Origin of the sequence: Streptomyces spinosisporus (assembly GCF_022698145.1) — a bacterium.
In the GTDB taxonomy this organism is placed as follows: domain Bacteria; phylum Actinomycetota; class Actinomycetes; order Streptomycetales; family Streptomycetaceae; genus Streptomyces; species Streptomyces spinosisporus.
In genome coordinates, this window is the sequence record NZ_JALDAX010000004.1 from 198,012 (window position 1) to 216,268 (window position 18,257).

Genomic DNA, 18,257 nt, shown 5'->3' on the forward strand with positions numbered 1-18,257 from the left:
GGTAGTTGGCCGACGCCTGTCTTAGAAAGGCAGACCGGGGATGCCGCTGCCGCCGCCGAGCCCCTGCGCGAGCGGGCCGAGCTTCTGCTGCTGGAGGGTCTGGGCGTTCTCGTTGGCCGCCTGGACGGCGGCGACGATCAGGTCCGCGAGGGTGTCGGTGTCCTCGGGGTCGACGGCCTTCGGGTCGATCTTGAGCGCGCGCAGTTCACCGGAGCCGGTGACAGTGGCCTTCACCAGGCCGCCGCCCGCCTGCCCGTCGACCTCCGTCCGTGCCAGCTCCTCCTGCGCTTGCTGCAGGTCCTGCTGCATCTTCTGGGCCTGCTGGAGCAGCTGCTGCATATTGGGCTGGCCACCACCGGGAATCACGATCAGCTCCTGGTTTCGTACGGCTTCGTCGGCGAGGTTTTCCCGCCTGGCACGAGCCTACGTGGTCGCGTCGGCCATCGCCCCGCCACTCTTTCGAGTGAGGCTGCACTGAGTCCTATACCTGATCAAGACCCACTTCCGGGCGGAAAAGAGGTGAATCCATGGGCTTCGCCACCCATTGGGCGGTAGGAAGGGGCGGGCACATCAGCATCAGGTGTCACGCAACGTGAACGGTCGTGATCAGAAGGAGTGCGGGTGGGTCAGCCGGAGATGCAGCCCGAGGGTCCGCCTCAGGACGGGCGGGGCGAGGGTGCCGCCGGGTTCCGGCCGGGCGATCTGACCGGGCGCACGTTCCCGCTCGGCGACTGGGGCGAGCCGGCCGAGCGGCTGCACGAGCTGTACCGGTGGGTGGAGGACGGGGCGCTGGAGACGGCCGCCTGGTATCTCGCGGACCGGGTGTGGAAGCGGCGGGGCGCCCGGGTGCTGCGCACGGGGGCCGCGGTGGGCGCCGTCGCCGGCGCCGCGCTGCCCCTGCTGGATCTGACGGATGTGGCGGCCGGGCTCGCCGCATGGGGGTATCTGGCGCTGCTGCTCGCGGTGGCCTGTGTGGCCGTCGACCGCTACTTCGGCGTGACCTCCGGCTGGATAAGGGACGTCGCCACCGCGCAGGCCGTGCAGCGCCGGCTGCAGGTGCTGCAGTTCGAGTGGGCCTCGGAGAGCGTGCGCGAGGTGCTGGGCCCGACGGAGGGCACCGCGAGCGAGGCCGCCGAGCGGTGCCTGGGCGTGCTGCGCCGCTTCTCCGAGGACGTCACCGAGCTGGTCCGCACGGAGACGGCCGACTGGATGGTGGAGTTCCGCACGGGCTCGGCGCCGATGGGCATCCAGTCCACCGGCTCCGGGGCCGGCCGTCCGGAGATCGCGAGCGCGCAGGGACGTTTCCCGCTGCCCCCGGGCGCGGGCGCCCGCCCGAACATGCCGCGCCAGCGCCCGCCGGAGCCGAGGTGAGGGCCGCGGCCGCGTAGGAGCGGCTACGACTGCGGCAGGGGGAAGGCGACCGGGCTGCGCAGCCCCTTCGTGTTCACCGCGCGCACCCCGAAGAACACGTTGTCCTTGGAGAGGTCCACCTCGAAGGCCGTGACGTCGCCCGCCGGGATCACATGGGTCCACTCCGGTGCGGTCGTCTCACGCCACACGATCTCGTAGCCCGCGAGGTCCGGCTCAGTGCCGCGGGTCCACACGAGCTGGGTGGAGTTGGTCAGGGCGGAGGTCAGGATCTTCGCGCCCGTGGGCGTGCCCGGTGCCTGCGCGAGGGTCCACAGGGCGGCGGCGTTCACCCTGGCCACCCGGGTGATGTAGCCGAAGTCGCAGAACCGCGGCAGATCGCCGTACTGCTTGCCGTCCTCGACGCGGACGTCCTGGTGCTGGTGGGCGAAGTCCTCGGCGGGCTCGGTGAAGCGGGCCGCGGGCCAGGCGCGTTCGAGGAAGGGGATGTGGTCGCCGCCGCGGAGGTAGCGGTCGCGGCGGTAGATCATGCGGACGTGCATGCCGGTGGCGTCGTTGTCGGCCACGTCCCGTACGAAACGGGCGAGTTGGCGGGTCGCGGAGTCGTTCTCGCCGCCCACCGACCTGCGGATCGCGGCCTGTTCCGGGGTCTCGGAGGTGGGCACGCCCTCCGCGAACAGCCGGACCGTGTACGGGTCCTTCGTGCCGTCGTCGGCGGTGGAACTGCCCACGATGTCGTTGGTGAACATGCCCTGGACGTCCGCGCCGGCCGCCTTCAACTGCTCGGCCAGATGCGTCGATCCGTACAGCCCCTGCTCCTCGCCCGCCGCCGCCGCGAAGACGATGGTGGCGGCCGTGCGGCGTTTCGCCATCACCCGGGCGAGCTCCAGCACGACGGCCACTCCGGAGGCGTCGTCGTCGGCGCCCGGGGCGTCGGAGGTGGCGTCCATGACGTCGGTGACCCGGGAGTCGTAGTGCCCGGAGACGACGTACACGCGCTCCGGCGTGACCGAGCCGCGCAGGGTCGCGACCACGTTCGTGATCTTCGTGGCGACGGGGATGCGGGAGGCGGGTTCCTGGATGTACGACTGGAGTTCGGCCGTCATCCGGCCGCCCGAGACGGCGGCGTAGGAGCGCAGTTCGGACAGGAGCCAGTCGCGGGCCGCGCCGATCCCGCGGGCCGGGTCGTCCTGGACGGAGAGGGTGTGGCGGGTGCCGAAGGAGACGAGTCTGCGCACCGTCGCCTCGACGCGTGCCGGGTCCATCTCCCGCAGCAGTTCCCGCAGTTCGCGGGAGGGGTGCTGGGCGGTGGCCGGTGGCCGGCCGCCCTGCGGCGCGGCTTCGGCGGCGCCCGCCGAGGCCAGTGCGGCCGTGCCCGCCGCCGCCGTCGCGGTCAGGACCGTTCTCCTGGTGGGACGCATGTGCCCTCCCGTGGCTGCCGATGCCGGACCCTCCACATCGTCATGGACACGCCACTACGGCACAAGGGAGGCGACCGCCACTCTCGACCGTCACCCGCGGCCGTCACCCGCAACCGCCACCCGCGACCGTCACTCCCCCGCGCACAGCCCCGACGCCGCCGTCGCCGAGCACGGCAGATGGCCGTGCGCCCGGATGATCGTCTCGCTCTCGCCCTGGCCGATGAAGGCCAGGAAGGAGGAGGCCAGGGAGCCGTTGGCCGGACGGCCGTAGGTGTACGCGTACTCCACCCCGCGGTAGGGGTACTCGCTGCGGCCGAACTCGATGTCCCCGACCGAGGGGGACGCGCCGTCGAGGGCGACGGTGCGCAGGCCCTTGTGCCCCTTGGCGAGGGTGAACTCGGAGTAGCCGATGGCGCCCGGGATCCCCGCCACCTTGGCGAGCACGTCCTCCGTGGCGTCGAGTTCGCAGCGCATGACGGGCGCCGACACGTCGTCCTTGTGGACGCAGTCCAGCGAGGTGCTGGGCACGCGCTCCCAGCTCCCGAGCACCCGGTCCTGGAAGATCTGCCGGGTCCCGGAGTCGGCGTTGCGGCTGACGAGCACGATCGGCAGGTCGGGCAGGGAGGGATCGAGCTGCTTCCAGTGCGTCACCTCGCCGCGGTAGATCCGGCGCACGTCCTTCAGCAGGAGCCCGCCCGCCGGCAGCCGGATGCCGTCGTTGACGACCAGGGTGAAGACCGAGAGCGCCACGCGGTCGCCGACCAGCTCGCCCGGAGCGCCGACGGCGGGGCCGTCGGAGAAGGCGATCAGATTGCGGGCGGCCCTCTTCGACCGGGCGCCCAGCGAACCGAGTTCGTTCACCCCGGCCGAGCTGCCCCGTGCCTCGACGACGATCGAGGCGTCCGGGCACTTGCGCTCGTACTCCTTCGCCAGTTCCTCCACCACCGGCTTGAACGCCGTCGACCCCACGACCGCCAGCCTGCCCTGCTCGCACTCGATCGGGGCCGGGCTGTCGTCGCGGGCCACGATGATGCTCGCGAGCGTGAGGACGCTCAGGGTGAGCATGATCGTGATCAGCCGGGCCGCGCGGCTGAACAGCGGCGGCTTGTCGTCCGGCGTGGCACTGCGGTTGGGGTGCACCTCGCCCTCGCGGATGCCGCCCCTGAGCCGTATCGGTGTGCCCACGTCGCCGCCGGACAGCAGCACCAGCAGCTTGTAGTGCTCGCCGCGGTTGAGCGGGACGCGCGGGATGCGCAGCGTGTTGCCGTCGTAGCCGAAGCCGCGGGCGGCGGTGAAGTGGTCCATCAGATGGTCGGTGTCGTCGGGCTGGGTGACCGAGACACCGCGGATGGTGCGGTCGGTGAACACCGCGGTCAGGCCGTGCACTTCGGGGCTGGTGTAGTCGTCGCGGTCGATGCCCTGGGAGCCGTCGTTCTCGACGCGCAGCAGCACGAGGGTCGCGTCGGTCATGCCGGGTGCCTCGTCGAACAGGCCGAGCCGTACGTTGGCCCGTCCCAGCCGTACGCCGTCGCCTATCGGGTTGTCCATCTGGACGCGGTAGCCGATCCTCTTGCGACGTGGCACCCGGCGTTCGTACCAGACCATGACGCCGGACGCGACGATGCCGAGGACCGCCGTACCGACGGCCACGACGTTCTCCGCACTGAACCACTGCACTGTGAGCGCCCCCGCCACTCCCGCAGTTCGACAAGGCGAACACCATACGGACGATCAGGCGTCCGATACTGGTGCGTCAGAGTGAACAGGGGGGAGCGGGATGGCCAACAGGACGCTTGCGACAGCGGGGGTTTTGGTGGACGGGCCGTCCGAACTGCGGCCGTGGCGCCGGGTGTTGACGGGCCTGGCGCTGATCGCCGTGTCGTGCGTCGCGGTGCTGGGCTGTCGCAGCGCGTTCGTCACCTGGCTGCCCCGCGAGATCGGGCGGTACCAGGACTACGAGGCGGCGCGGCCCTGTCCCGCTGGAGCACCCGCGCACGCGTACGAGGACTGTGTGCGCACGGTCCGCTTCACCGTCACGGACGTGCACGCCGGCGCGGGAACGAAGGGCGACCACTCCGCGACCGTCACCGGCTCGCCCTTCTGGAACGGCACCGTCGACTTCGGCGACTGGGACCCGCTGCTGACCGCCCTGCACAAGGGGGACCGGGTCACCGGCACGGTCTGGCACGGATCGGTCATGACGCTCGCCAAGGGCGACGCCCGGCAGAGCAGCATCGACGAGCCGCGCGACGAACCCCAGATGGTGGCCGTCGCGGGCACGTTCGCGGCCCTGCTCGCCGTCCTCACCTTCGTGTTCGGCGTGATCCTGCTGACCGGCGTCGGCGGGCCGCGTCTGCAGGCCCGGGTGCGCTGGCGGCCGTACGGCATGCGGCTGCTGATCACCCTGTTCACCGTGTGCTTCGCCGTGGGCCTGATCTGTGTGTGGACCGGTGTGCCCTGGTGGCTGACGCCGGGGCTCAGTGCGCTGATCGTCGCCGTCGCGGCCGTGGTGATCTATCACCCGGGCCCGCCGAGGACGGCTGACACCGGCCGCTGATCACTGCTTGGTGTACGTCAGCTTCTCGCCGTTGCTGGTGTTCTCGCGCTGCAGGCTGCCGTCCGGCAGCAGGGTGATCTCGGTGGGATCGCCCGGCTTGCAGTACCCGGCGTCGCCCGAGGTCACGGTGGACGGACCGAGCTGCAGGCTGCCGCTCGACGCCGCGGTCAACTGGGCCTGGAAGACGCAGTGGTAGGAACCGCTGCTGGTGGGGCCGTCGGCGACCAGTGACATGACGGTGTCGCCGACCTTGCCCTGCTGGAGGGTGAGGCTGCGGGTGTTGTCGCCGTCGGCGTTGGTGATGGTGGCGGTCCAGGTGCCCAGGTAGTCGGCCGGGATCGCTCCGTTCGAGGGCGCGGAGGTACTGGGCCGCGCGGTCGTCGGGTCGGGCGCGGGCGTCGTCGGCCCGGAGGTCACGGGCGCGCTGGTGGAGGCGTCGGAGACGGCCTTGTCGTCCGAGGAGTCGCCGCCGCCGTTCATCAGGGCGTAGACCGAACCGCCGGCGCCGAGCGCGACGATCAGGGCGACGCCGACCAGCAGCGCGGTGGAGCGGCTGTCGCGGCGGGGCGGCTGGGGCGCGGCGGCGGGCACCGGGCCGTGGTACGGCGGGCCGTAGGGCGGGGTGGAGCCGAGCGCGCCGTACGGGCCGGGCTGCTGGGGCGTGCCGTAGGGGGCGGGCTGCGGCGGCTGCTGGGGGTAGCCGTAGCCGGGCTGCTGGGGGTGCTGCTGCGGATAGCCGTAGGCCGGGTGGCCGGACGGCGGGGTCTGGGCGGGGGCCGGGGGCGGGGTGCCCTGGCCCGCGACCATCGTCGGCAGATGGTTCAGCGGCGCGCCCGGACCCTGCTGCCCCGTGCCCGGCTGTCCGGGCGGCGGCGGACCGGCGGGCACGTCCGTGCCCGTGCCCGCGCCCGGCTGCGACGAGGCGTCGGCGGCGGGGGCGTGCTCCGGGGTGGCCGCGGGGGCCGGCTTCTGCAGGGAGACCTCCCCCGACGGCTCGGGGTTCTCGGGGTTCTCCGTGTCCAGCAACTGCACGGCGTGCCGCCCGAGTTGGGCGACCAGGGCGCTCGGCAGCCAGGGGTCGCGCGAGCGTCCGCCCAGCACGGTGTCCTCGGCGCCCGTGCGCTCCAGGACCTGGTCCAGCGTCGGCCGGGCCGCCGGGTCCTTCTTCAGGCAGTCGCTCACGAGGTCGGCGATCCCCTCGGGCACCCCTTCCAGATCGGGGTCCTCCTGGGCGATACGGAACATCAGCGCGTGCACACCGCTGTTGGCGGTGCCGAAGGGGAGGGCGCCGGTCGCGGCGTACGCCAGCACCGAGCCCAGGCAGAAGACGTCGCACGCGGGGGTGATCCGGTCGCCGCGCACCTGCTCGGGGGCCATGAACCCGGGCGATCCGACGAGCGCGCCGGTGCGGGTCAGCCCGCCGTCCGTCACGGTTTCCAGCGCCCGCGCGATGCCGAAGTCGATGACCCGCGGACCGTCGATGGTGACGAGCACATTGGAGGGCTTGAGGTCGCGGTGGATGATCCCGGCCGCGTGGATGTCCTTGAGCGCGTGGGCGAGCCCGGCCGCGAGGATGCGCACCGACCGCTCGGGCAGCGCCCCGTGGTCGTGCCCGACGACCTGCTGCAGGCTCGGCCCGGCGACGTACCCGGTGGCGACCCAGGGCACGGCGGCCTCGGTGTCGGCGTCCAGGACGGGCGCCGTCCAGTGCCCGCCGACCTGCCGCGCGGCCTGCACCTCCTGCCGGAACCGCGCCCGGAACTCCTCCTGCGCGGCCAGCTCCTCGCGCACCAGCTTCACGGCGACGGTACGGCCGCGCTCCGACCGGGCGAGATAGACGTGCCCCATGCCGCCGGCGCCGAGCCGGGCCAGCAGCCGGTACGCGCCGATCCGCTGCGGATCACCGGCCCCGAGCTTCTCCATCGCAGGTCCCCCGAAATCCCCCGGTACGCACTGTGCAACAGCCCAACGATAGTGCGGGCGCAGGGTGTGGAGGGCGGAGCGGTGTCTACGGTTCCGTAACAGGCGGACCCAGCTGGTCCAGCACCTTGGACAGCCGTTCCAGTACCTGTACGGCCGCGTCGAGTTCGTCCTCTCCGAAGGCTTCGGCGAGCCGCTCCGCGAAGGCCGCGTGGCCGGGATCGATGCGCCGGATCGCGGCACGGCCCCGCTCGGTCGGCGCGAGGAGCTTGGCGCGGCGGTGGGCGGGGTTGGGCCGGTACTCGGCGAGATCGCGCTCCACCAGCAGGTCGGCGATGCGCTGCACGCTCTGCCGTGTGATCCCCATGGCACGGGCGATTCCGGCCACCGACAGCGGCTCCTCCAGCACCGCGCCGAGCACCTGCCACCAGGCCGCGGTGAGCCCGGCGGGGCTGGCCAACTCCTCGGCGACACCGAGGAACTGGCCGTTGAGCCGGAACACCCCGAGGGCGCTGCGGCTGAGCAGGTCCTGGCGCTCCCGGCTCACCGCGCGCCGGCCTGCTGCAGCACGGCGAAGGCCTCCGGGTCGGAGTCGTGGAACAGCCGGTACCAGGCGTCCAGCACCTTCTCCTCGTAGATCCCGAGCAGCCGGAACACCTCCCGCGCGAAGGCGACCGGCTCGGTGGGCCCGGCCGTCACCAGCGTCCCGTCGGTCACGGCGTCCGCGTCGACGTACAGCTCGCCGCCGCGGTAGCCGGTCGGCGTCAGATAGAAGGAGACGGCGCTGGTGTGCCTGCGGTCGTCGAGCAGGCCCTCGCGGGCGAGCCCGGCGGTGGCGCCGCAGATCGCGGCGACCGGCACCTCCGCGTCGAGGAACTCCCGCGCCTTGCGGGCGAAGGGCGCGAGGTCGTCGCCGGAGTCCCACAGGTCGGCGCCCGGGAGGATCAGCAGGGAGCTGTCCGCGGGGCGCAGCTCGTCGAGCGGGAGGTCGGGCCGCACGCTCAGGCCGCCGATGGAACGGACCGTCTCCCGGCCCGGGCCCACCGTGCGCAGCGCGTACCCGGCACGGGCGAGATACGCCGTCGTGTGGCCCGTCTCCCAGTCGGCGAAGGTGTCGTACACAGCGAGATGAACAGGTTTGGCGTCCATGACAGAATGCTGTCACTTCGACAGGATGCTGTCAATAGCGCAGGCGTCCCGGCTCCGCGCCGCCCACCCCGTCGTCGACACCCTGTCGCGGAAACCCCATGAGCGCAGACAGGACGCCCATACCGAGCGTCCGGTGCGGGCTTCTACGCTCGCGGCCATGACCCCTCAGCCACACCCCGAGGCCGGCGCCGCCGTGAAGGCCGCGGACCGTGCCCATGTGTTCCACTCCTGGTCCGCGCAGGAACTCATCGACCCGCTCGCCGTCGCCGGCGCGGAGGGGTCGTACTTCTGGGACTACGACGGCAGGCGCTACCTGGACTTCTCCAGCGGGCTCGTCTACACCAACATCGGCTACCAGCACCCGAAGGTCGTCGCCGCGATACAGGAGCAGGCCGCACACCTGACGACGTTCGCGCCCGCCTTCGCGATCGAGGCCCGCTCGGAGGCGGCCCGGCTGATCGCCGAGCGGACGCCCGGGGACCTGGACAAGATCTTCTTCACCAACGGCGGCGCCGACGCCGTCGAGCACGCCGTACGGATGGCACGGCTGCACACCGGACGGCCCAAGGTGCTGTCGGCGTACCGCTCGTACCACGGCGGTACGCAGCAGGCGGTCAACGTCACCGGTGATCCCCGGCGTTGGGCCTCCGACACCGGTGCCGCCGGTGTCGTGCACTTCTGGGCGCCGTTCCTGTACCGCTCCCGCTTCTACGCCGAGACCGAGGAGCAGGAGTGCGCGCGGGCGCTGGAGCATCTGGAGACGACGATCGCCTTCGAGGGGCCCGGCACCATCGCCGCGATCGTCCTGGAGACCATCCCGGGCACCGCCGGGATCATGGTGCCGCCGCCCGGCTATCTCGCCGGGGTGCGCGAGATCTGCGACCAGCACGGCATCGTCTTCGTGCTGGACGAGGTCATGGCCGGGTTCGGGCGCACCGGTGAGTGGTTCGCGGCGGACCTGTCCGGCGTCGTACCGGACCTGATGACCTTCGCCAAGGGTGTCAACAGCGGATATGTGCCGCTGGGCGGCGTCGCCATCTCCGGCGCGATCGCCGAGACCTTCGCCCGGCGGCCCTACCCCGGTGGGCTCACCTACTCCGGGCACCCCCTCGCCTGCGCCGCCGCCGTCGCCACGCTCCGGGTGATGGCGGAGGAGGGCGTCGTCGACCACGCGAGGCGGCTCGGCGAGGACGTCGTGGCACCCGCGCTGCACGAGCTCGCCGAGCGGCACCCGAGCATCGGCGAGGTGCGCGGCGTCGGCATGTTCTGGGCGCTGGAGCTGGTGCGGAACCGGGAGACCCGCGAGCCGCTCGTGCCCTACAACGCGACCGGCGAGGCGAACGCCCCGATGGCCGCCTTCGGGGCCGCCGCGAAGAAGCACGGCCTGTGGCCCTTCATCAACATGAACCGCACCCATGTGGTGCCCCCGTGCAATGTGAGCGAGGCCGAGCTGAAGGAGGGCCTCGCGGCCCTGGACGCCGCGCTCCTCGTGGCGGACGAGTACACGGTGTAGCCCTTCGTGACGGTGTCCTGACCGGTCACCGCCGCGCGGGTCATCGCGGGGAACTCGAACGCGTAAGGTGGCGTGCTCGTAGATATGGACGTGCACGCCACCCGACCGCCACGAGGAGACGCCCGACCCATGTCCGGCAGCAGTCGCAACGGCTCCGTGACCCGCAGCACCCTGCGGCAGCAGATCGCCGACGCCCTTCGCGACGAGGTGCTGGCCGGGCGACTGCAACCGGGACAGGAGTTCACGGTCAAGGAGATCGCCGAGCAGTACGGCGTCTCCGCCACACCGGTGCGCGAGGCGCTCGTCGACCTGTCCGCGCAGGGCCTCCTCGACGCCGACCAGCACCGCGGCTTCCACGTCCACGAGTACTCCGTCGAGGACTACCGCGGCATCGTCGAGGCCCGCAGCCTGGTCACCGACGGCATGTTCCACTCCCTGGAGGACGGCCACCAGCGCTTCCGCCGCGCCGACGAGCCGCGCACCGTCGCCGCGCTCGCCGGGGTGCGCCGCCGCGGCGAGGAGGCGCAGCGGGCCTCGCTCGCCGGCGACCTCACCGTGCTGATCGGCTACGACCTGCGCTACTGGAACGAGCTCGGCACCCTGTTCGGCAACCCCTATCTGGCCGACTTCCTGCACCGGCTGCGCGTGCAGTCCTGGGTGTGCGCGGTGCAGCATCTGCGCCGGCTGACCGATCTGCGCGGCGCCCTGTGGTCCGGCCACACCGATCTGGTCGACGCCCTGGCGCAGCGCGACACCAAGACGGCGCGTTCGATCGTCGCCCAGTACAACGCGCACTCGCTGGAACTCGTCGAGCGGCTGGCGCGGGGATGAACGGACCGTCCGCGGCCGTGGACCTGTCCGTCGTCATACCGGCCTACAACGAGGAGCAGCGGCTCGGGCCCACCCTCGACGCCGTCACCGGCTACCTGGACGACAACGAGGGCCGCTGGGGCGAGTGGGAGGTCGTCGTCGCCGACGACGGGTCCACGGACGCCACCCGCACGCTCGTCACCGACCGCGAGGACGCCCGCATCCAGCTGGTCTCGGGCCCCCGCAACCGCGGCAAGGGCCACGCCATGCGCATGGGCGTCGCCGCCTCCCGCGGCCGGCGCGTGCTGGTCACCGACGCCGATCTCGCCGCCCCCATCGAGGAGTTGGAGAAGCTCGACAAGGCGCTCAGCGAGGGCAACGCCGCGGCGATCGGCTCCCGTGCGCTGCCCGGCGCCACGATCGGCGACCGGCAGAACCGGCTGCGCGAACTGCTGGGCCGCGCGGGCAACCTGCTCATCCGCGCCCTGGCGGTGCCCGGCATACGGGACACCCAGTGCGGCTTCAAGCTCTTCGAGGGCGAGGGAGCCCGGGAGGCCTTCGCCGCCTCCAAGATCGACGGATACGGCATCGACGTCGAGGTCCTGCGCCATCTGCGGCGCGCCGAGGGGCAGATAGCCGAGGTCCCGGTCCGCTGGTCGCACCGGCCCGGCTCGAAGATACGGGCCCTCGACTACGTCCGGTTCCTCGCCGACCTCGCCCGGCTGCGCCTCCGCTCCCTGCGCCGCGCCGACCTCCTCGCCGTCCTGGTCTTCCTGCTGATGGCCGTCGCCCTCTACTCGGGCCGGGTGTTCGACCCGGAGCACCGCTATCTGACCGACTCCCTGCAGGACCAGAACCAGTGGGAGTGGTTCTTCGCGGTCACCGCGGACAACGTCGCGCACCTGCACAACCCCTTCTTCTCGGATCTGCAGGGCTTCCCCGACGGTGTGAACCTCATGGCCAACACGGTCATGCTCGGTCTGTCCGTCCCCTTCGCCCCGCTCACCCTGCTCGCCGGACCGGCCGTCAGCCTCAGCGTCGTCATGACGCTGGGTCTCGCCGCCACCGCGGCCGCCTGGTACTGGCTGATCGTGAAGCGGGTCGTGGCCAAGCGCTCCGCGGCCTTCGTCGGCGCCTCGCTGGCCGCCTTCGCGCCGCCCATGGTCAGCCACGCCAACGCGCACCCCAACTTCGTGATCCTGTTCATGATCCCGCTGATCGTCGACCGCGCCCTGCGGCTGTGCACGGGCGCCCGGGTCGTACGGGACGGGATCGTGCTCGGTCTGATGGCGGCGTACCAGGTCTTCCTCGGCGAGGAGCCGCTGCTGCTGGCGATGATCGGCATGCTGCTGTTCGCGGCCGCCTACGCCGTCGTCCGCAGGGATGTGGCCAAGCAGGCGTGGCGGCCGCTGCTCAACGGCCTGGCGCTCGCGGGGGCGGTGTGTCTGCCGCTCGTGGTGTGGGCGCTGGCCTGGCAGTTCGCCGGTCCGCAGAGCTACCGCAGCGTGCTGCACGGCGACGACGCGGGCAACAGCCCGCTCGCCCTGCTCTCCTTCGCGGAGCGCTCCCTGATCGCGGGGAACGCACACCGGGCGAACTCCCTGTCCCTCAACCCCACCGAGCAGAACGCCTTCTACGGCTGGCCGCTGGTCCTGCTCGCCTTCGCGATCGCCGTACGGCTGTGGGAGCGGGCGCTCGTCAAGGCGCTGGCCGTCACCGCGGTCGGTGCGGCGCTGCTGTCCCTGGGTCCGCGCTTCCGCATCCCGATGACGGACCAGGTCTATCCGGGCCCCTGGGCGGCGCTGGCCAAGCTGCCGCTGTTCGAGTCGGTGATCGAGGGACGGGTCGCGATGATCTGCGCCCCGGCGCTCGGCATGCTGCTCGCCCTCGCGCTGGAGCGGCTGACCTCCACCCGCAACCTGGGCACCCAGTACCTCGGTCTGCTCGGTGTCTGTCTCGCCCTGCTGCCGCTGATCCCGGCCCCGCTCAAGGCGGTCGAACGGCCCGCGACGCCGGCCTTCTTCACCGACGGGGCCTGGAAGCCGTACGTCCACAAGGGCGAGTCCCTCGTGCCCGTTCCGCTGCCCGACCCCGGCAGCGCGGAGGCACTGCACTGGCAGCAGCGGGCCGGACTCGGCTTCAAGGTCCCCGGCGGCTACTTCAACGGCCCCTGGGGCAAGGACCGCATCGGCATCTACGGCGCCGCCCCGCGCTATACGTCGCAGATGCTGCGTGATGTCCGCTACACCGGCGTGGTCCCGGAGATCGGCAAGAACTGGCGGGCGCAGGCCCGGCGGGATTTCGCGTACTGGAAGGCAGGAGCGCTGGTGGTGGCGCCGCAGCAGAACGACGACGCCCTGCGCAAGGCCGTCACCGAACTGGTGGGCCATGACGCGAAGTGGGTGGACGGCGTGTGGGTATGGGACCTCCACACGGGCGGCTGACCTGTCCGTGAGGGGTCCGCCTGGGGCCGTACCGACTACCCTTCCTTGACCGATCCGCTGACCGATCGACCGACCGATCCGCTCGCCGTCCCTCGCTGTTCGTCCGGCGCTGTGTGAGGAGCCCTCTTTGGCCTGTGACCTGTGGCTGGTACCGCTCGTCGACGTGTTGTGCCACACCCCCGACAATCCCTTCGCCGAGGAACTCGCGCAGTACAACAACGTGCTGACCGCCGCCGGGCTGCCGCAGGTGCCGGTGTACCAGTACATGCCGGGCCTGTCCGGCGAGGTCGCCCCGGTGGCCGGCTTCGACTACGACGCGCTGCACTTCCTGCGCCGGGTGTATCTGCTGCAGGTGTGCGGACTGCCGGTGACGCCGGTCGACGATCTGGGCGGCGACTACGAGCAGTTGCTGGAGATGTTCGAGACGACCGCCCAGCAGTCGCATCTCGTCTGGCACTACGACCACGCGGGCGCCTACGTCCCCGTCGACTTCCCCCAGCCCCTGTCCAACGACGAACTCCTCGCGGGCGGCGGCCCCCTGGGCTCCGCGCAGGCGCTGCTGCGCGAGCTGGAGTACCTGGCCCCCTCGATCGGCATCGACCCCGCCAACCCCCCGGCGGCGCCCGAACCCCCGCGCGCCCCGACGGAGTTGGAGGAGCCGGCCGTCCCCGCGCCGTACGACCCCAGCCCCTTCGCCCGCGAGCGCCATGTGTGGCTCGGTCTGCACGCGGCGGCGACGCGGAGTCTGGCGCAGGGGTCGATGATCGTCTTCAGCTGAGCCCGGTCAGCCCAGCTCGGAGAGCCCCTTCTGCAGGTCGTCGGCGTTCATGACGGGCGTCATGTCGACCTCGGCGCCGAGGTCCATGAAGAACGGTTCGCCGATGGACGGCATCTGTGAGCTGTCCTGCATGTCGAAGAACACGTAGGCGGTACGGACGCCGTGGTCGACGGTGAAGTAGGCGGCCTCCGGCTTGATGTTCCCGAGGGCTTCCTGCATCAGCTGGGGCATCTTGCCGCTGCGGATGACGTCATTGGCTTTCTCGGTGTTCAGGGAGGCCTTGAGCAGTACACGCATCGCACTCACCTTCTTCGTCCGGCGCACACGCGTACAGCTTCACGGTATGCCCGGCACGCGCGGATTGCCCTGTTGTGTTCCGCGGCTACTCCCCGGGGAGGAGACCGGGTGCCTCCACGGGTGCGATGCCACGTACGACCGGGGCGCGCAGGCTGGGTGCATCGACGAGCCATCGATGCGACATCGGCGAGACATCGACGAGCCATCGACGAGAGGAGAGCGCGATGATCCTGGTGACCGGGGCGACCGGACATGTGGGCGGCGAGCTGGTGCGGCGGCTGGCGGCCGCGGGCGAGCCGGTGCGGGCGATGACCCGGCGCCCGGCCGAGGCACGGCTGCCGGAGGGTGTCGAGGCGGTGTACGGCGACGCGGACGACCCGGCGAGCCTGCAGGCGGCGTTCGCCGGGGCGCGCGGGGCGTTCCTGATGTCGGCGCAGGGGGTCGGTACGGCGCCCGGGCCCACCCATGACCACGCCCTCGCGCAGGCCGCGGCGAAGGCGGGGGTGCGGCGCGTGGTGAAGCTGTCGGTGCTGGACGCGGGCTCCGGCTCCGATGTGATCGCCCGCTGGCACACCGAGGCGGAGTCCGCGGTCACGGACCCGTCCCGCGCCTGGGCGTGGACCCTGCTGCGCCCCGGCCGCTTCATGTCGAACGCCCTGCAATGGGCGGGGCAGCTGCGGGCGGGCGACGAGGTGGCCATGCCCTTCGCGGACCGCCCGGCGGCGAGCATCGACCCGGCGGACCTGGCGGAGATCGCGGCGCGCGCCCTGACGAGCGACGAACACGCGGGCGCCGCATACGAGTTGAGTGGCCCGCAGTCCCTCACCCCGACCGAGGAACTGTCCATCCTCGGCAAGGTCCTCGGCCGCCCCCTGACCGTCCGCGCGGTCCCCGCCGACGCGGCCCGCGCGGGCATGTCCCGCTACGGCTTCCCCCCGGAGGTCGTCGAAGCGATCATGCAGCGCACCGAGGAGTCCGACCGCGGCGCGGAGGTCCTGCCGACCGTCGCGGAACTCCTCGGCCGCCCGGCCCGTACCTTCGAGGACTGGGCGAGGGCGCACGCGGGGGCGTTCGCGGGCCGGCCCGGAACGGCCTGAGCCGGGCGGCAGCCGCGGGCCGTCAGCCCCGGACTGCCGGCCCCGGACCGTCAGCTCCAGACCGTCAGCTCCAGACCGTCAGCTCCAACTTCCGCAGCCGTTCCGGTTCCGCGATCACGTCGATGCCGGTGATCAGGCCGGAGTCGCCGGCCTCGAAGGTGAAGCGGAGGACCACGCGCAGGCGGCCGTTCTCCAGCATGGCCATGCCCGGGCGGCCGTCGACCAGGACGAGGTCCGCGAAGCGTGCCCGGCCCATGGACGCCATCGCGCCCTCGGCCACCGGACGGGAGCCGGTGACCACGATCGGCTCGGGGGTCGGGACGACCATGCGGTCGGCGCGCAGGACCACGTGGGGGTGGAGGAGGGCGAGCAGGGCGTCGAAGTCGCCGCTGCGGGTGGCGGCCAAGTAGGCGCCGGTCACCCGGCGTTGACGTACCGGATCGGCCTGCGGGAGGGGAGCCCCGCGCACCCGGCGGCGGGCACGGCTGGCGGACTGCCGTACCGCCGCCGGGGTCCGCTCCAGCATCGGGGCGATCTCGTCGAAGGGCACGCCGAACATGTCGTGCAGCACGAACGCGAGCCGCTCGGCGGGCGAGAGGGTGTCGAGCACGACGAGCAGCGCGAGGCCGACCGAGTCCGCGACAAGGGCCTCCTCCTCGGGATCCACCGCGTCGGCGACCGACCGCGCGGCCTCGCTCTCCGCGAGCGGCTCCCCCAGCGGTCCCTCCAGCGGCTCCTCGCGCCGGTGTTCGCGCGAGCGCAGCATGTTCAGGCACACGCGCGCGACCACCGTCGTCAGCCAGCCCGCCGGGTTCTCCACGTCGCCCGTGTCGGCCCGGTCGGCACGCGGCCAGGCCTCCTGCAGCGCGTCGTCGGCCTCGGCGAGCGAACCGAGCATGCGGTACGCCACCGCCCGCAGCCGCGGGCGGTTCTCCTCGAAGATCTCCCCCGTCATCGGACCAGCGTAGGACCTGCTCCGGAAACCTGCCCTAGAACACGGGCGTCCCGGCCTGCGTCAGCTTCCAGTTGGACGCCGCGAAGTCGGCCGGGTCCAGGGCGCCCTTGGCCGTCACGTAGTCGATCATCAGCTGGCGGATCTCGTTGGTGGAGCTGTAGGCGATGTCGGCGGAGGCGATGTGCGGGTATCCCGAACCGCCGTTCGCCCGGTAGTTGTTGACGGCGACGACGAAGACCTGGTCGTCGGTGACCGCCGTGCCGTTGTACGTCAGGTTCTTGATCCGCGAGCCCTCGGCCTGCGCGATGTCGATGTCGTAGTCGACGCCCGCGGCCGTGTCGTACATGTAGTCCCAGAAGCTGTTGGCGTTGGTCAGCGTCGAGGTGTCGACCTTCGTGCCCGCCGGGACCTGGTGGTAGTACTTCGCCGCGTACTCCAGGTAGTCCTTGAGCTGGGCGCCCGTGAGCTTCTTGCCGTACAGGGTGTTGTCGTAGATGTAGAGCCCGGCGATGTCCCGGATGGTGACGTTGCCGGCCGGGATGTCGGCGGTGCGGCTGAAGGGTGCGGCGACGGAGATCAGCGGCAGAGCGGCGTCGGCCGCCGACAGGCCCTCCTTCACGGTGTCCATCTGCACCTGGTGGATGAAGTCCATGATCGGCACGTCCTTCCAGCAGGCCTCCGCGCCCGAGAGGTCCTCGGTGCAGGTGCCCACGGGCGTGTTGACGTACTTCACCACCAGCTCGTGGTCGGCTTCCAGGAGCTTCTTGATCTCCGGGTCCTCGTCCACGGTGTTGGGGTTGAGGGTCTGGGCGGTCTTCTTCGTCACCCGCCAGCGCCCGTGGTGGAGCTCGACCTCGAAGTCGAAGACGCTGAGCCGGTAGCCCCAGCAGTACGGCTCGGAGAGCAGAACGTCCTCGCCGGTCTCCTCGTTCTTGACGGTGTACGACGGCACCTCGACGTGGGTGTGCCCGACGAGGATCGCGTCGATGCCGGGGACCTGTTCGGCGACGAGGTTGGAGGCGTTCTCGACGTACGGCAGCGCGTCCCCGTACGAGGACGAGCCGTCGAGCCCGGAGTGATCGGTCAGGAACACCACATCACACCCGAGCGCCCGCAGCCGCGGCACATACTTCTTCGCCTGCTCGACCAGCCCCGGGAACACCATCTTCCCGCCGACGTTGTCCTTGTCCCACAGCGCGATACCGGGGTTGGTCAGCCCGAGGATGCCGACCTTGATGTCGGGGGCGCCCGGCACGCGGATCTTCTTCACCGCGTACGGCTGGAAGGCGGGCCGCAGGGTCTTGGCGTCGAGCGCGTTGGCGCCGAGCAGCGGGAAGCGGCACTGGTTCTCGAACTTCCTGAGCACGTCGATGCCGTAGTTGAACTCGTGGTTGCCGAGGGCGGCGGCGTCGTAGCGCATGTGGTTCATGGCGACGGCCATCGGGTGCTCGGCGCCCTCGGTGATCGGGTCGACGCGAGCGAAGTAGTAGGCGAGCGAGGTCCCTTGGATGATGTCACCGGCGTCGACGAGCAGCACACGCTCCTCGCCCTTCGCCTCCCGCTGCTGCTTGACGAGCGTGGCGACGCGCGCGACACCGACGGAGTTGCCGTCCTTGTCGCTGTAGGCGGCGTCCAGGTAGTAGTCCCAGTCGAAGACATGGCTGTGCAGGTCGGTGGTGCCGAGAATGGAGAAGGCCCAGGTCTTCGGCCCCTTCCCATGCCGACGTCCAGCGGCTTCGGCCGTACCACTGCCAACCGCCCCCACGGCGGCGACTGCGGCCCCGGTGACGGCGGACTTCTTCACGAACTCCCGGCGGTTAATGGGACTGACGGGCATACGTGCTCCTGGTGCTGAAGAGGCGACGAAGGACACGGGAGCGGCGGCTACCCGCGTAGATCGTGCTCGCGCCCGGCAGCACCCGAAACCAGGGGATGACCATGTCCAGTT

General features: G+C 71.6%; 16 protein-coding genes. 7 read left to right on the forward strand and 9 right to left on the reverse strand.

The genetic code is table 11. From position 1 onward, the window contains the following. Positions 1-21: 21 nt before the first annotated feature. A complete protein-coding gene (locus tag MQN93_RS12370; protein WP_016437271.1) occupies positions 22-366 on the reverse strand; it encodes a YbaB/EbfC family nucleoid-associated protein in 345 nt (114 codons plus the stop codon). Positions 367-621: 255 nt separating this feature from the next. On the opposite strand from MQN93_RS12370, the gene MQN93_RS12375 reads away from it, so the two are divergent. Further along, entirely contained in the window at positions 622-1,371 is a 750-nt protein-coding gene (locus tag MQN93_RS12375) for an SLATT domain-containing protein (protein ID WP_242709514.1), read from the forward strand. A gap of 23 nt (positions 1,372-1,394) precedes the next feature. Here the strand turns inward: MQN93_RS12375 and MQN93_RS12380 are convergent, their stop codons facing one another. Then, positions 1,395-2,789, reverse strand: coding sequence for a M20/M25/M40 family metallo-hydrolase (locus tag MQN93_RS12380; protein WP_242709515.1), 1,395 nt, complete (start codon positions 2,787-2,789; stop codon positions 1,395-1,397). Between the two features lie 129 nt (positions 2,790-2,918). Further along, a complete protein-coding gene (locus MQN93_RS12385; protein ID WP_242709516.1) occupies positions 2,919-4,466 on the reverse strand; it encodes a PstS family phosphate ABC transporter substrate-binding protein in 1,548 nt (515 codons plus the stop codon). Between the two features lie 100 nt (positions 4,467-4,566). Between MQN93_RS12385 and MQN93_RS12390 the strand changes: the two genes are divergently transcribed. Continuing rightward, on the forward strand, positions 4,567-5,346 hold the full coding sequence (locus MQN93_RS12390) for a hypothetical protein (protein ID WP_242709517.1): 780 nt from the start codon (positions 4,567-4,569) through the stop codon (positions 5,344-5,346). Here MQN93_RS12390 and MQN93_RS12395 read toward each other — a convergent pair whose 3' ends face one another. From MQN93_RS12395 to MQN93_RS12405, 3 genes are all read right to left on the reverse strand, one after another. After that, on the reverse strand, positions 5,347-7,269 hold the full coding sequence (locus tag MQN93_RS12395) for a serine/threonine-protein kinase (RefSeq protein ID WP_242709518.1): 1,923 nt from the start codon (positions 7,267-7,269) through the stop codon (positions 5,347-5,349). It lies immediately after the preceding gene. A gap of 85 nt (positions 7,270-7,354) precedes the next feature. After that, positions 7,355-7,813 (reverse strand): MarR family winged helix-turn-helix transcriptional regulator, encoded by a 459-nt coding sequence (locus MQN93_RS12400; protein WP_242709519.1) that lies wholly within the window; start codon positions 7,811-7,813, stop codon positions 7,355-7,357. After that, positions 7,810-8,415: a type 1 glutamine amidotransferase family protein gene (locus MQN93_RS12405; RefSeq protein ID WP_242709520.1), complete on the reverse strand. Its 606-nt coding sequence runs from the start codon at positions 8,413-8,415 to the stop codon at positions 7,810-7,812. Before MQN93_RS12405 ends, MQN93_RS12400 begins: the two co-directional genes overlap by 4 nt. A gap of 157 nt (positions 8,416-8,572) precedes the next feature. Here MQN93_RS12405 and MQN93_RS12410 point away from each other — a divergent pair, with 157 nt between their 5' ends. The 4 genes from MQN93_RS12410 to MQN93_RS12425 all read left to right on the forward strand — a co-directional run bounded on the left by MQN93_RS12410 (position 8,573) and on the right by MQN93_RS12425 (position 13,960). Beyond that, positions 8,573-9,928, forward strand: coding sequence for an aspartate aminotransferase family protein (locus tag MQN93_RS12410; RefSeq protein WP_242709521.1), 1,356 nt, complete (start codon positions 8,573-8,575; stop codon positions 9,926-9,928). A gap of 129 nt (positions 9,929-10,057) precedes the next feature. After that, the gene (locus tag MQN93_RS12415) at positions 10,058-10,759 is read left to right on the forward strand and encodes a GntR family transcriptional regulator (RefSeq protein ID WP_016437262.1); all 702 of its coding nucleotides are present in this window, start codon (positions 10,058-10,060) and stop codon (positions 10,757-10,759) included. Next, a complete protein-coding gene (locus MQN93_RS12420) occupies positions 10,756-13,182 on the forward strand; it encodes a dolichyl-phosphate beta-glucosyltransferase (RefSeq protein ID WP_242709522.1) in 2,427 nt (808 codons plus the stop codon). Before MQN93_RS12415 ends, MQN93_RS12420 begins: the two co-directional genes overlap by 4 nt. A 127-nt stretch (positions 13,183-13,309) precedes the next feature. Next, a complete protein-coding gene (locus MQN93_RS12425) occupies positions 13,310-13,960 on the forward strand; it encodes a putative DNA-mimic protein (RefSeq protein ID WP_016437260.1) in 651 nt (216 codons plus the stop codon). A gap of 6 nt (positions 13,961-13,966) precedes the next feature. Here MQN93_RS12425 and MQN93_RS12430 read toward each other — a convergent pair whose 3' ends face one another. Continuing rightward, a complete protein-coding gene (locus MQN93_RS12430; RefSeq protein WP_016437259.1) occupies positions 13,967-14,257 on the reverse strand; it encodes a hypothetical protein in 291 nt (96 codons plus the stop codon). Positions 14,258-14,481: 224 nt separating this feature from the next. Between MQN93_RS12430 and MQN93_RS12435 the strand changes: the two genes are divergently transcribed. Further along, the gene (locus tag MQN93_RS12435) at positions 14,482-15,354 is read left to right on the forward strand and encodes an NmrA family NAD(P)-binding protein (RefSeq protein WP_242709523.1); all 873 of its coding nucleotides are present in this window, start codon (positions 14,482-14,484) and stop codon (positions 15,352-15,354) included. A 64-nt stretch (positions 15,355-15,418) separates the two neighbouring features. Here the strand turns inward: MQN93_RS12435 and MQN93_RS12440 are convergent, their stop codons facing one another. Then, positions 15,419-16,309, reverse strand: coding sequence for a sigma-70 family RNA polymerase sigma factor (locus MQN93_RS12440; protein ID WP_242709524.1), 891 nt, complete (start codon positions 16,307-16,309; stop codon positions 15,419-15,421). Between the two features lie 34 nt (positions 16,310-16,343). Continuing rightward, entirely contained in the window at positions 16,344-18,146 is a 1,803-nt protein-coding gene (locus tag MQN93_RS12445) for a bifunctional metallophosphatase/5'-nucleotidase (protein WP_242709525.1), read from the reverse strand. Positions 18,147-18,257 lie beyond the last annotated feature (111 nt).